Annotated in this window: 12 protein-coding genes; 6 read left to right on the top strand and 6 right to left on the bottom strand. The window is 59.7% G+C overall.

What is annotated here, in order from left to right; translation table 11 throughout:
• Together OXE05_07450 and OXE05_07445 are read left to right on the top strand one after the other, a co-directional pair.
• A partial coding sequence (locus OXE05_07450) for a dihydroxy-acid dehydratase (GenBank protein MCY4437153.1) occupies nucleotides 1–501 on the top strand: 501 nt, incomplete at its 5' end.
• A gap of 159 nt (nucleotides 502–660) precedes the next feature.
• Complete coding sequence (locus tag OXE05_07445) at nucleotides 661–870, top strand: DUF2281 domain-containing protein (protein ID MCY4437152.1); 210 nt, start codon at nucleotides 661–663, stop codon at nucleotides 868–870.
• A 1,156-nt stretch (nucleotides 871–2,026) separates the two neighbouring features.
• Here OXE05_07445 and OXE05_07440 read toward each other — a convergent pair.
• Genes OXE05_07440 through OXE05_07430 form a run of 3 tightly spaced genes read right to left on the bottom strand, consistent with a single transcriptional unit; the run spans nucleotide 2,027 to nucleotide 5,526 of the window.
• Nucleotides 2,027–3,652 (bottom strand): hypothetical protein, encoded by a 1,626-nt coding sequence (locus OXE05_07440; protein MCY4437151.1) that lies wholly within the window; start codon nucleotides 3,650–3,652, stop codon nucleotides 2,027–2,029.
• 4 nt (nucleotides 3,653–3,656) lie between these two features.
• Nucleotides 3,657–4,709, bottom strand: coding sequence for a Gfo/Idh/MocA family oxidoreductase (locus OXE05_07435; GenBank protein MCY4437150.1), 1,053 nt, complete (start codon nucleotides 4,707–4,709; stop codon nucleotides 3,657–3,659).
• A complete protein-coding gene (locus tag OXE05_07430; GenBank protein MCY4437149.1) occupies nucleotides 4,702–5,526 on the bottom strand; it encodes a hypothetical protein in 825 nt (274 codons plus the stop codon). Before OXE05_07430 ends, OXE05_07435 begins: the two co-directional genes overlap by 8 nt.
• A 407-nt stretch (nucleotides 5,527–5,933) precedes the next feature.
• On the opposite strand from OXE05_07430, the gene OXE05_07425 reads away from it, so the two are divergent.
• Nucleotides 5,934–7,034: an LCP family protein gene (locus OXE05_07425; protein ID MCY4437148.1), complete on the top strand. Its 1,101-nt coding sequence runs from the start codon at nucleotides 5,934–5,936 to the stop codon at nucleotides 7,032–7,034.
• 72 nt (nucleotides 7,035–7,106) lie between these two features.
• Nucleotides 7,107–8,045, top strand: coding sequence for a cysteine synthase A (gene cysK, locus OXE05_07420; GenBank protein ID MCY4437147.1), 939 nt, complete (start codon nucleotides 7,107–7,109; stop codon nucleotides 8,043–8,045).
• Between the two features lie 202 nt (nucleotides 8,046–8,247).
• Here cysK and OXE05_07415 read toward each other — a convergent pair whose 3' ends face one another.
• Nucleotides 8,248–9,282, bottom strand: coding sequence for a zinc-binding dehydrogenase (locus OXE05_07415; GenBank protein MCY4437146.1), 1,035 nt, complete (start codon nucleotides 9,280–9,282; stop codon nucleotides 8,248–8,250).
• A gap of 869 nt (nucleotides 9,283–10,151) precedes the next feature.
• On the opposite strand from OXE05_07415, the gene OXE05_07410 reads away from it, so the two are divergent.
• A complete protein-coding gene (locus tag OXE05_07410) occupies nucleotides 10,152–10,901 on the top strand; it encodes an SDR family NAD(P)-dependent oxidoreductase (GenBank protein ID MCY4437145.1) in 750 nt (249 codons plus the stop codon).
• A gap of 106 nt (nucleotides 10,902–11,007) precedes the next feature.
• Here OXE05_07410 and OXE05_07405 read toward each other — a convergent pair whose 3' ends face one another.
• On the bottom strand, nucleotides 11,008–11,172 hold the full coding sequence (locus OXE05_07405) for a hypothetical protein (protein ID MCY4437144.1): 165 nt from the start codon (nucleotides 11,170–11,172) through the stop codon (nucleotides 11,008–11,010).
• Between the two features lie 175 nt (nucleotides 11,173–11,347).
• On the opposite strand from OXE05_07405, the gene OXE05_07400 reads away from it, so the two are divergent.
• Nucleotides 11,348–11,626, top strand: a complete 279-nt coding sequence (locus tag OXE05_07400; GenBank protein ID MCY4437143.1) for a hypothetical protein — start codon at nucleotides 11,348–11,350, stop codon at nucleotides 11,624–11,626.
• Between the two features lie 55 nt (nucleotides 11,627–11,681).
• Here OXE05_07400 and dgoD read toward each other — a convergent pair whose 3' ends face one another.
• Nucleotides 11,682–12,824 (bottom strand): galactonate dehydratase, encoded by a 1,143-nt coding sequence (dgoD, locus tag OXE05_07395; GenBank protein ID MCY4437142.1) that lies wholly within the window; start codon nucleotides 12,822–12,824, stop codon nucleotides 11,682–11,684.
• Nucleotides 12,825–12,940: the final 116 nt, after the last annotated feature.

Raw genomic sequence — 12,940 nt, 5'->3', positions numbered from 1 at the left:
GCGGTGGTAAAAGTGGCGGGTGTGGCCAACCGCGTACACTCCGGTCCGGCGCGAGTCTTCGAGATCGAGGACGACGCCTTCCAGGCTGTGGTGAAAGGACGCATCAACCCGGGCGACGTGATCGTCATCCGCAACGAGGGGCCGAAAGGCGGGCCGGGCATGCGCGAAATGCTGGCCGTGACGGGTGCGGTCTTCGGGCGCGGTCTCGGCGATTCCGTGGGCCTCATCACCGACGGGCGCTTTTCCGGCGCGACCCACGGCATGATGGTGGGCCACGTAGCGCCGGAAGCGGCCATGGGCGGCCCCATCGGTTTGATCAAGGAGGGCGACCAGATCACCATCGACGGCGACAACCAGGAACTGACGCTGCACGTGGACGAAGCCGAACTCGAGGAACGCCGCAAGCACTGGCAACCGCTGGAACCCCGCTACACAAGAGGCGTGCTGGCAAAGTACGCCAAGCTGGTCACCTCCGCGGCGAGGGGCGCGGTGTGCGAATAGCCCGAACCAGATGTAGACTTCCCCGTGACGCTAAACCATCTGCGTAAGGGTACCTCTCGTGGGTACCCGGTTCGCTCTCAGCACATCAGGCATATCGGAATCCGAAATCTTGCTCAACGTGGGCCAACGCGACAGTGTGCGGCATAGAAAGGATTGGTAATGGCAATAGCAGACCACATTGATCTTCGGGATCTGCCTGAGTCGGCGCAACAGGAGGTGTACGACTTCTACTTGTTTGTGCGGCAGCGTGTCCTGGCAGAGCAGGCAATTGCTGTAGCAAGCGAAGGCGCTCTGCTTAGCGAGGAGGCACTGGCTGAAGATTGGGATCGGCCGGAGGAAGACCAAGCGTGGCAAGCGTTTCAGCAATGAGGCCTTGTTCTCCGCATAGGAACGGCTCATTCTCCAGCCAAAGGGACGCAATTTTCCCAGAGATCTAAGTGAAGATTCTGTACAAGACGTAAGTTTGGGATGCGGTCCGCCGCGAGACTGGTACTGTACAGCTACAATGCGTGAAGACATGACCGCTAAAGCCAAATAAACTGACCACGATATTGGTACAGAGGAATTCCGCATCCGGCTAGACCGACGGCTGACGATCTTGACAATCCAGTTTGCCGCGCTCCAAGTCTTGCAGGGCGTGGTGATCGTGGCTTTGGTAACGCTCTTGCGTAGCGCGGGGGCTTGTCCCCCGCCTCCCCGTTTCGGGGCATAGGGACATGTATGGCGCATGAAGCAATCATCCGCCCAGGCAAGGCAATTGGTTGGTGTAAGAGGTGAATACCTGCGACCCCGTTTATCACGCAGATCTGCGCACGGAATTATAGGCGCTAGAGTTACGCTTGCACGCCGAACTTGATCAGCGTCTCAACCGCCAGACCATGCAGTTGGCAATGCTCTTCGTTGCGGCGCTCGGGGTCGCGGTGGCGATCCTGAAGTGGATTCCGTAAGCGCGCATTACCCGCTTAGCTCAGTTTTCCTAATCTGATCGGCGCAGGTTGCAAACCTGCGCTACCGTCTCCCCGCCGAAATGGACTGACCTCTTTGCCCTGATAGGGCCACGGTATCGTCTGATCCCTCTGCAATTATTCCTGTGCCCGAAGAGTGCATTGAACTGCACGCATGCATCTACGAACGGAGAGTGCGCTTCCTCGACGTCTATCAGAAGAAATTTACCCATACCGCGCTTGCTCACTTGTGAGGCTGCTGATCTCATTGACCAAGCGTTAGGCGCTTGCGCACCCGTATCTCTCTATGAGGCTATTGTGGGCTTGCACCTCGTGAACGCGGTGGGTTGAACCCCCGTAGGCCGAGGTCGATTGGTGCGGTCGTGCTCTCACCCCACGCAACCCGGTTTTGCGCAAGGATAATCGCGTGTCATTGGCTCGCTGTGTATGTTTAGATGGGGGGCATGATTCGCAATGATGATTGCGTGGGGACAGAAAGCCTAGCACAGTCTAAGTATCTGCTCATAGCTGAACCCATCCTGGTACTGGCATACCAATGCTGTTCATTGGAGAACAACAGTTTAATTCACGGTGTGGCATAGAGAAAGCTGGGACAGTCGATTGTAGAGCTCTATAGGCCCACTATCTGCTTGAAGAAACGTATTGGTATTATCAACGAACTGCTTTAGTGCTTCGTATACACTCTCCGGGTGCCGAGGTGCTTCCCCAGGGCTGACAAAAATACCCAATAGAGTGAATGCCGCGCTGGAAATCATATAGTTAGTTAGCGTCTCTAGGCGGGCGGTGCGCTGCGTTGGGGCGTTGGAAATCTGCCACAATCTATACTCCATTTCCCACCGAAGCGCCCTCAGCTTCTTCCCGCCCTCTTCTACCAAATCGGAGTTTCGGGGGTTTTGTGAGGCCGCTGTCATTGCTTGTAGAAAGAGCACGTAGTGCGGGTCAATATACCCCATATACGAATGCCAAGCAGCCAAGTACTCCACCTCATTATTGGTCAAGCATCCGCCAACCGTCGCGGGTGTGGGCGCGGGTGGAAGCGGGGTTGAAACGGGCGTTGGAGTCGGCGGTGGCGGCGCGGCGAATTGTGCGCAAGACTGCCGGTAGAAGGGGATGCCACGCACCCAACCGGCGAGAGTGCCGTTTATCGTGCGTTGCAAGTTTCGGTTTAGGAAGGCTTCTTGCGAATTCGGGTTCGGCTTGCCTTCGTCTCCGTAGAACTCATGCCAAACGGCGGCTCGCGCGTGATAGGCGAGTTGTATCAAGTCTAAGCACGCGGCCACTGAAGATGGATCGCCTTCAAGCGTGAGCGAAATGCTTTGGGTCATGCTCCCCGCCAGCCACGCGGCCAGTGTTTCCACGCTTTCGACGCGATGAGACATTCCGATGGCAATGCGGTTTTCCTGGAGGTCTAGGCCGATAGCGAACGGGACTTCGGGAATGTCGGGTAGGGCCTGAAATAGTGCGTCATCAAAAGCAACCCGTCCTCCTGAATCCAAGAACCACGCAGCAACGGTATCCCCTACCTCCGTAGACCGTAGCTCCTCCAAAGCCGCCGCGATTGTGTTGGCATCGGCAAGCACGTGGAAGTTGGCTGTGACTTGACCCGGCGGCGTCTCGGCGACTAACTTCCAATCATTGTCATCCAACCGGAATGTGGCTACAACCTCTTTCGTAGGGCAGCAATTCGGGTCGTTGGGACCGAGTTGTTTTGTTTGCAGTGTCACGATCCCGTCTGCGATTGTGACCGAGTCAATCCCAATGTTGTGTCCCAAGAAGGCGGAGGCAACGTGCCGCGGCACGCCGTTTTCATTGAGGACAGCAGCGAGGTAGCGGTGCGCGGCGTTGCCGTCCACCAGCAGAAGTACTACTGCCCCATCATCTACGCCGTTGCCATTGAGGTCACCAAAGGCAATCGGGTCCTGCGCGCCAATGCGGTCTCTCTGTAGTGATCCGAAAGCAGGAAATCCGGCTGCGTATTCGGCAGTGCGCAACGCGTCGCGGGTGAGCGCGGGCACTGTCGCCGATGCCGTAGGTGTGACATTGTTGGTCGCTTGGTCTTGGCGCGCACCATCTTGGCGCCGCTGGGAGCCACTGACCTGAGTGCCGTAGCCTTCGGCGCAAGCGGTGGCTGCAAGACAAAGCACTAGGAAGGCGGCCAGGATTAACGTTAGGGGTGGCTTCTTCAACCGGCTATTCAACGGTCACCACTTGGCCAGTCTCTGAGGACGCGTACGCAGCGAATACGGTGTGCATCACCTTTTCCGCCTCGTCGGCGCCGAGGAAGGGTTGGCCGCCGGTTTGGACGGCCCAGACGAAGTTGTCGATCACGGCGCCAAAGTGCGCTTGCGAACCCTCGGGCATTCGGTAGCGGCGCTCGACGTAGCCTGGCGTTGCGCCGAAGAGCACGGCGTCTTGTTCCAACTCTTCAGCGACCAGGGTACCGTGCGTGCCGGTTACCTCCAGCCAGATATCGCTGTGGTGCAGATTCCCCGGCACGTGCGCCCGCCCCACGCAGACTGAGGCGAGAATCCCATTCTCCATTTCCAGGTTGAGCAGCGCCATGTCCTCGATATCGAGCTCGCGATGGGGGCGGTTGTAGTACGCGCCCTTGACGCAGTGGACCGCGGTTGGGGCCAGGCCCGTCACGTTCAGGATGGCCGAGAGGGGATAGAGGCCGAAATTCAGGAGTTCGCCGCCGCCGTTGACCACCGGATCGAAGAAGGCCCGCTCTTCCTCGTCCCATTTCTCGCCGTTGCCGTACGTGGCGAGGAAGTGGGCGTTGATGTTAACGATGGTCCCAATGTCTCCCGCCGCCACGGCGTCACGCGCTCGTTGCAGCGAGGGGTGGCCGATGCGGGCAATCCAGGCAAACGTGCGCGTGGTTGTGCGCGCCGCCGCGATGAGCGCGTCGCACTGGTCTAGAGTGATGCCGATGGGCTTATCCACCAGCACGTGTTTTTCGGCCGCGAGCGCGCGGAGCGCGAGCGGTGTGTGCCGGGCGTATTCCGGCGCGACGCACACGGCATCCACGTCGTCACGAGCGAGGAAGGCGTCGAGGTCGGTCGTGTATGCCAAGCCGTGTTCGTCCGCGATGGCGCGGTTCAGGTCGTGGTATTCTGCCGGTAGATCGGCATCGTCCCCCATACCGACCAGCGTTACGCTTGGATGCTGCGCGAAGACCCTGGCATAGTCGTCCTGATGGCGCACGCCGCTTACCAGACCGACGCGTAGTTTGTCAGCCATGTGCCACCTCCCGCAACGCCACGCGACGTCGTTCTTGGAGCGAGAGGTCAATGGCTTGGGCGAGGCACGCGGCAATGAGAGCCTGCTCTGCGCACATGAGCGGTTCGTCACGCCCGCTGCGCACGCTGAGCCAGTGGTCCAAGAGATGGGCGGCGAGCGTGTGGTCGGCCGCCTCGTCACGCTGGTGCAGCATGCCTTTCGTGCCGTACACCATCCAATCGTCGTGCACCGGACCGTCCGGAACTTGCACCCAAGTCGCCATCACTTCGGCAGACGGGAAGTGCAGATTGACGATGATAGTGATGGTGCCGTTGTATTCAGCGCGATTGGCAAACACCCAGTCCGGCGTGTCGTCTACTAAACAGGCTGCAGTAACGAGGGCAATCGTTAACGGCGCGAAGTGCGGTGCCGTGGGAGCGGGCTGCGTAAGTCTTCTGACGGCAACGTAGCGCGTCGGGCCCGTATTCTCCGGGTCGAGGGCCAGTTTCATCGCGCGCACGGCAGGCAGGGTCAGGCTCGCAGCGCCAAGGAATGGTGAGGACGAAGAACTCTGAAGTAGCTGTAGTTCGACCGGCGTCAGCGGCCCAGGGAGACATAAAGGCCGGTCCGTTGCCAGCACCCGCTCAGCAAGGGTGAGACGATCAGGCAGATTCCAGTACAGCAAGACGCTGTCGAGCGTCGGATCTGCGAGTGCATCTGCCAGCTCACAGGCTTGAATCGTGCGGGGTACACGCTGGTAGCGGTCGCGCCAGCGTGTGCTGGGGCGGAGTTCCTTTGGGAATGGGCCTACCAGCGCGACCCAGGGAAGATCTTGCACGACAATTCACCTTTCGCTGTCGGTGCCCGTGGTCTGTACTAGCTTAACACAAGATGGTGAACTGAGTTTGACGCTGTGTTCAGCAAGTGGTGGCGAACGATTAAGAGTCTCGCCAACGCTCCATACTTTCTGTAATCCAATCACAATTCGGGACGACGTGCTTGCTGGCTCTGCACCCCTATGAGGCACGGATGATCTGGCGGTTAATTGGTTTGTCCGGGAGGCATACCATGCACCCGGCGGGTAATTGGCTGTTCACTCTCGCGGTATTCGCCAAAGGGATTCTGAAGTGCTTTCGAGATTGTCCCCGCGAAAGCTGAGTGGCATAATGAAACGGGTTGGCATATCTCTTCTCACGCTTTGCCTATGACCGGCCCGGTTGAAAACGAACGTAATTGAGGCGGTCTATGCAAAGGCGAATCCGCTATTCTCCGCGGCGGGTGCGATGGCGGCGCGTTTCCCTCGGTCTGGGGCTGACTTTACTTCTCCTGTTCGCACTTCTTGGGGGTACCGCGTGGTTATTTAGTCGGGACGGTGGCTCGACAGCAGGCACATCGGAATCAGCCGGAACTAAAGCCGGGGAGAGCTCTGCTCTTAAGGATAAGATCCTTGAGGATACGCCTACGGCTGAAGAGCTTCCACTGACGGACTGGTCTGAGACAGAACCCTTTAGTGTCGTCGTTATCGGCGTAGACACGCGGGCAAATGACGTGGGCCGGGCGGACACGATCATAGTGGTTACGGTTGACCCCGTCAAGAAAGCCGCGATGCTTGTCTCTATCCCCCGCGACGTGATGGCGCTGGTGCCGGGGTATGAAAGTCGACGCATCAACGAGCTCTTCAGTATCGGCGGCGCAGAGCTTGTCATGGCATCGGCGGAGACTCTCCTGGGCGTCCCAATAGACTTTTACATTACTATCGACTTTGATGGCTTTCGCCGCATCATAGATCAGTTAGGCGGGATTGAAATTGACGTCAAGTACGACATAAATGACTATCGCTTCCCGAATGCCGACGATACCGGTTTCGATCCCTTTGTCATCAAGAGTGGGGTGCACTACATGGGTGGCGAAACGTTGCTCCGCTACGTGCGTACGCGCTTTGACGATCCGCGGGGTGACTTCGGCCGTATCGATCGGCAACAACAGGTCTTAGTGGCGCTCAAGTCGCAGTTACTTACCTTTCAAAACCTCGTGAAAGTGCCCTTTCTTCTCGATGACTTTGCTGGCATCATCGACACGAATTTTCCTGTATTCACATCGCCTCAACGCGTTTTGGACTTGGCGAGGCTTGGCGCCGAGATCCCGCGCGAACGCGTGTATAGCCGGGTCATCGATTATGAGGGAAACCTGGTACAGGACGTTACCCTCCCTTCGGGCGCAGAGGTGCTCAGGCCGAACCTCCCTGCCGTGCGCGGTATGATGGAGCATAGCATCGCCGCCATGGGTCAGCTCCAGCCGCTTGAAGGCCAGGAAGCCACTGTGCAGCAGGCTGACGTGGAACCCTAGACGGGTCTCATTGCAAAGATTTCCCGGTGCGTTAATGCCGAGTTTCACAGACCAGCCAATTAAGGAATAAAGATGTCTGATTCTTCCCCATTGCCGCCCATGATCTACGACGACGTGCTTCAACTAATCGGGCGCACGCCGCTGGTGCGTCTTAATCGTCTGCCGGGGCCTGAATCGGCAACAGTGCTCGTTAAGATCGAATCGAGAAACCCAGGCGGCAGTGTGAAGGACCGCATCGGGCTGGCCATGATCGAGGCGGCTGAGCGGGAGGGCAAGCTCAAGCCGGGAGACACGGGGGTGGAGCCGACCAGCGGCAACACGGGCATCGGCCTCGCGATCGTTTGCGCCGTGCGCGGCTACCGGCTCTTGCTCACCATGCCGGAAGACATGAGCGTGGAGCGGCGCAAGCTCCTCGCGTTGCTGGGCGCTGAACTCGTCCTCACGCCCGCCATCGAGGGCATGTCCGGAGCGGTGTACGCCGCTCAGGAACTCGTGCGTGAACACGGCTACTACATGCCGCAGCAGTTCATGAATCCGGCTAATCCCACCGTTCACCGCGAGACCACGGCGCGCGAAATCCTTCACGACACCGGAGGTAAGCTGGATGCCGTGGTGGCCATGGTGGGCACCGGCGGAACCATCACCGGCATCGGCCAAGTGATGCGCGACGAAGCGCCGCACGTGCGTGTGATTGCCGTTGAGCCCGCAAAGTCAGCCGTGTTATCCGGTGGTCGACCGGGAATCACGCGCATTCAAGGGACGGGGGCTGGTTTTGTACCGGGCATCTTGGACCGCAGCGTGCTTGCCGAGGTGCTGACAGTGGAAGATGAGGCGGCAATTGCCATGGCTGAGCGGCTTGCCAAAGAGGAAGGCATCCTGGCCGGCATTTCCGCCGGTGGCGCCGTGGTCGCCGCCCTTGCAGTCGGCCAAGAGTTGGGGCCGGACAAGACCGTGGTGACAATCATCCCGGATGCCGGCGAGCGCTACCTTTCGATGTGGGATTTAGACTAGCGCACCGATTGACGCAGGCTAGGCCGCACTTGCCGCGTGTCGCCATTCCCACGTAAGCCGGAATCCATCTACTCTTTCTAAGCGGCGATAAGGCGTCCAGGGGTTGACCACAGCCTGTAAACCTCGCATCTGCGCCGCACCCTTCAGTCCCATGACTTGGCTGCGCCGACGCGGCTTGTCGGACCATTGATCCGCATTTAGCCTATTCCGTTGGATGCAGCAGCATCTTGCCGAATTGCGCGCGGGCGGCCATGCGTTCGTGCGCCTTTCTCGCCTCCTCCAGCGGGAATACGGTATCGAGCACCGGGTTCAGGATGCCGCGGTCGGCGAGCGAGAGAACCTGCTGCAGGTCAAGGCGGTTGCCGCCCATGCTGCCGAGCAAACTAAGCTGGCGCGTGTAGAGATGGCCGATGTCCACCGTGCCGCCGCGTCCCGTCGTCGCGCCGCACGTGACAAGCCGCCCGTTGCGCGCCAGCGAGCGGATGCTCTGCTCCCAGGTTGCTTCGCCTACGTGCTCAAAGACCACATCGACGCCTCGTCCGTTCGTGATGCGCTTCACTTCATCTGCGACAACCATTTCGCTGTAGTTGATCGTCGCCTCTGCGCCCAAAGCCCGTGCGCGGTCGAGCTTTTCCTTGCTGCCGGCGGTGGCAATGATCCGCGCGCCGAGGAAGCGCGCAATCTGCACGGCGTACACGCCAACGCCGCTCCCGGCCGCTTGCACGAGCACCCACTCGCCCGGCTGGACACGTGTGCGCCGGTAGAGCATATGCCAGGAGGTGATGGCGGCCAGGGTGAGGGCCGCGGCGGCATTGTAGGAAAGAGAATCTGGAATCGGAACGGCTATCGATGCCGGCACCGTTACGTACTCCGCATAGCCGCCCTGGTTTGGGGCCGTGCCGACAATGTTGCCGTTGGCGCAGATGCTCTCTTCGCCCCGCAAGCAGAACTCACACACGCCGCAGAAGGCCCACGGTGAAACAGCAACCCGTTGGCCAACGGCGACGCTGCGCACGGCGTCACCAATTTGCACGATCTCGCCGGCAATTTCGGAGCCGGGCGTGTGCGGCGGCTCTATGCCCGGCCGCGCGCCGATGCGAAGCCAGATATCGAGATGGTTCACGCCTGAAGCGTGAATCTTTACCATGACCTCATCGGCACCGGGCTCTTGCACCGGCACGGCATCGAGTTGCAGTGTTTCAGGCCCTCCGAACGAGTGAAAGCGTACAGCGCGCATGAATGAATCTCCTCAAGCGACGTTAGACATGTCGTTCTCTGCTCTTCGGCAGGCGATGATCTTCTCTCGCGTCCAGCAATTATGGTACCGCGTGTTCAACCGGTGCGCATCTTGGTATTAGTAGATTTAGGATTATCTAGTTTGTTGCGCTGAGGTACCTGTCATTCCTGTAAGTGTTGAGTAATTCGTTGACAGAATTCTCTCCCAAATTGGCAGCGTTGACAGATCATGTCATTCCGAGCGGAGCGAGGAATCTAGGGCCCATGCAACGTGTCGCCCAATAGGCTCAACATCTTAGATTCCTCTCTTCGCTGCGCTCCGTTCGGAATGACATGATCTGTCAACACTGCCAATTTGGGAGAGAATTCTGTCAACGAATTACTCAACACTTACAGCAATGACCAATGGGTAGAGGCACGACGTGTCGTGCCCCTCGCCGAGTCCGGCCCTTCCGGTGGCGCAGGTTTGCAACCTGCGTCCGCCGGCGTGCTGACCCTTTTCGTCGATTCACGTGACAAGTGTCAGACATGAACTCGGCGCCACGCCAAGCTGGGTCCGATCACGACACGCACAAATCTGCGACCGTCATCGCTGCGACCCTGCGCCGGGTTCAGGACAGGCAAGGGCTTCGCGCAGCACGCAGCACGAACGGACTTCTCGGTCTGTGGAGTCTTGGAGATGCCGCCCTCTAAGCAAGACGATACCCCGTTGGCCAGCCATGCCTCTGAGTCGGATTCATGGGTAAATGTGGGAAGCGTACGCCCGCCTTCGCTACAATAGGGGACGGAAGGCGGGCCGCAAGACATGCCGTGGATCAGACGACGTTGAAAGCGGAGCAAGCAAGAGCTCACAAGAGAAGGGTGTACTTCGTGCGGCGTTTTGAAGACCAGGTAGCCATTGTCACCGGCGCCGGCAGCGGCATTGGCTTGGGCATTGCCGAGCGGCTGGGGAGCGAGGGCGCGCGGGTGCTCATCACCGACATTGACGGAGCGGTTGCCGATCGTGCCGCGGCGGGGCTGGCGGCGCAAGGCATCGCAGCGCTGGCGATGAGCGGCGACACCGCCGAAGAGACAACGGCTGAACGCGCGATTGCCCAGGCCATGGATGCCTGGGGGCGCATCGACGTGCTCATGAACAACACCGGCATCATCGGCAATACCGCGCCGCTGTGGGAACTGCCGGTGAGCGAGCTCGACCGCGTCTATGCGGTGAACCTGCGCGGCACCTATCTTTTCTGCCAGCATGCCATTCCGCACATGCTCGCCCGCGACTACGGCCGCATCGTGAATATGGCGTCGATCGCGGGCAAAGAGGGCAACCCGAACATGGTGCCCTATTCAGCAACAAAAGCGGCAATTATTGGCCTGACAAAATCACTGGGCAAAGAACTGGCGGAGACCGGCATCCGCGTAAACTGCCTCACGCCCGCCGTCGTCCGTACGCCCATCTGGGAGCAGACCACGGCGGCGCAGATGGACATGCTGCTGGCCCGCATTCCCATGAAGCGCAGCGGCGAGATCAGCGAGGTGGCGGCGTTGGTGGCGTGGCTGGCGTCGGCTGAGTGCTCGTTCAGCACCGGCGCCGTTTTCGATCTCAGCGGCGGCCGGGCGACGTACTAATGGAAGGTCTTGCTACCGTACACACAAACATGGAATGCGGGTGCATTGCGTAGGTGAACGATACCCCTTAGGCGGGGGCACTAATCTAAGCGGTCAAACGGACACTTCACGGAGACTCCGTTGCCGCAATAATCGTGCCGTCGGGAAGTCGCAGCCATTTCGGGTCTGGTCGGCCACTACCGCCGACTTTCCCATCCGGCTGCAAGTACTGATGGACGAGCGCAACCGGACGAAGGTTTTCACCTTGTAGGTCTTCGTAGTAAATTACCATTTGAGTAATGGTGCCTGCAGGCTGGCGAGCTGCTCTGGGAGCTAGGTATTCATCTCGCACTATCGCGACCAATTCACCTGTTGCGGATTTCTGGTACAAAAGCATAGAATTAAAGTGATGTCGGATCTCAGCCTTTGACACGAAACGGTCGGGTTCATCCAGGCGGGTAGAAGGCATGAATGCAAATTCACTTGAGACAGTTGGTGAACGGGTAGAAGCCTATCTTGATGAGGCGCTCTCATTACAGGCGTTGTCTACGTGGCTACTATCCAAGACTGCGTACTTCGCTGATGCGCCGCGCCAGTCCCATGATGCCAGACTGTGGGCACGAGCGTGTAACCTAATCTCGCTCTTTGGTGATAGCGCTCTGTCGGAAGATGGGGTCAGGGCCGCGCTTCGTGAATGGCTTGCAGAAAATCCACGTGTAATCGCCCACGCATCTGCCCCGCGCTAGGCATCCTTTCCCAATTGGTCGCTGGCATACGTCTGCAAAGGGTTTGTAGGCCGGTCTAGATGAATGCCGCTGAACCGTCGGGGCCTACGTCGAACGGCCGGTGCCAAGAGCGGATGGGCTGACCGCGCACGTAGTCCTCGTTGAGTTCGATGCCCCAGCCGGGCTTCTCGGGAATCTCCAGATACCCGTCTTTGAGCTTGACCGGCGCGTCGAGTATGTCCTTGCGCGGCGCTTCGTCGTCGGCGTGGTACTCCAGGATGATGAAGTTGTGGGTCGCCGCCGCAAAGTGGACGTTCACGGCGGTCGCTACCGGCCCCAGCGGATTGTGCGGCGCTACTTTGACGTAGTGCGCCTCGGCGAGCGCCGCGATCTTGCGCATCTCGGTCAGGCCGCCGCAGACGCAGATATCCGGCTGGATGATGGTCGCCGCCTGCTTCTCCAGCAGTTCCCGAAAGCCGAACGACGTGTAGAGCATCTCGCCGGTGGCGACGGGAACCGGCGACTTCTGCGCGAACCACGCCAGGGCGTCGATGTTCTCCGGCCGCAGCGGCTCTTCGAAGAAGAACGGCTGGGAGGGCGCGACCGCTGCCGCCATTTCCAGGGCGCGGGCGGGCTCGAAAATGCGGGCGTGGGGATCGAGGCCGATATCTACGTCCGGCCCCACGGCCTCCCGCACCGCCGCAATGCGCTCACCGGCCGCGGCCACCACGGCATTCCACGACATTTGGCTGGAGTTAGGCGGATGCGGCGACATCTTCAGGGCGGTGTAGCCGTACTTCTCCACGAGTGACTTTGCGCTGGCCGCGCAGGCTTCCGGCGTTGCGCCGCCGCAACCCTGGTACACGCGAATGCGGTCGCGGCACTTGCCGCCGAGCATGCGGTACACGGGCTCTCCCGCCGCCTTGCCGCTGATGTCCCACAGGGCATGGTCAATTCCGCTGATGGCGGCGTTGATGACCGATCCACCGGGAAAGCGCGAATGCACGTACATGTGGTACCAGATAGCGTTGATGTCACGGGGGTCTTTGCCCACGATCCAATCGGCAAAGTCGTCAATGGCGGCCGCCACCGCCCGGTTCGGCCCCACCGGATAGGCCTCGCCGATACCGCTGATGCCTTCTGAGGTGTTGATTCTTACGATGAGCACGTCGCGCGATACGATTGGCGCGGCAAAGGTCTCGACTGAAGTGATTTTCATGGCGCTTTACTCCTGTGGTGTGGGAGATTTCCTGAAGAGGACAGTTTCGCTTAGTTGTAGGGCACGTTATGCCGTGCCCCATTGTATTGGGATACATGCGCCAAAACGAGCGACGC

This window comes from Chloroflexota bacterium, from assembly GCA_026710945.1.
In the GTDB taxonomy this organism is placed as follows: domain Bacteria; phylum Chloroflexota; class UBA11872; order VXOZ01; family VXOZ01; genus VXOZ01.
Note: the sequence above shows the minus strand (reverse complement) of the source record. Positions and strands in the feature narration are given on the sequence as shown.

Excerpts from the sequence above, each read along its gene's own strand:
- OXE05_07415 (MCY4437146.1), bottom strand. The coding sequence starts at position 9,282 with ATGCGCGCTGTACGCTTTCACTCGTTCGGAGGGCCTGAAACACTGCAA.
- OXE05_07400 (MCY4437143.1), top strand. The coding sequence starts at position 11,348 with ATGAATGCAAATTCACTTGAGACAGTTGGTGAACGGGTAGAAGCCTAT.
- dgoD (MCY4437142.1), bottom strand. The coding sequence starts at position 12,824 with ATGAAAATCACTTCAGTCGAGACCTTTGCCGCGCCAATCGTATCGCGC.
- cysK (MCY4437147.1), top strand. The coding sequence starts at position 7,107 with ATGTCTGATTCTTCCCCATTGCCGCCCATGATCTACGACGACGTGCTT.
- OXE05_07435 (MCY4437150.1), bottom strand. The coding sequence starts at position 4,709 with ATGGCTGACAAACTACGCGTCGGTCTGGTAAGCGGCGTGCGCCATCAG.
- OXE05_07445 (MCY4437152.1), top strand. The coding sequence starts at position 661 with ATGGCAATAGCAGACCACATTGATCTTCGGGATCTGCCTGAGTCGGCG.
- OXE05_07405 (MCY4437144.1), bottom strand. The coding sequence starts at position 11,172 with ATGGTAATTTACTACGAAGACCTACAAGGTGAAAACCTTCGTCCGGTT.
- OXE05_07425 (MCY4437148.1), top strand. The coding sequence starts at position 5,934 with ATGCAAAGGCGAATCCGCTATTCTCCGCGGCGGGTGCGATGGCGGCGC.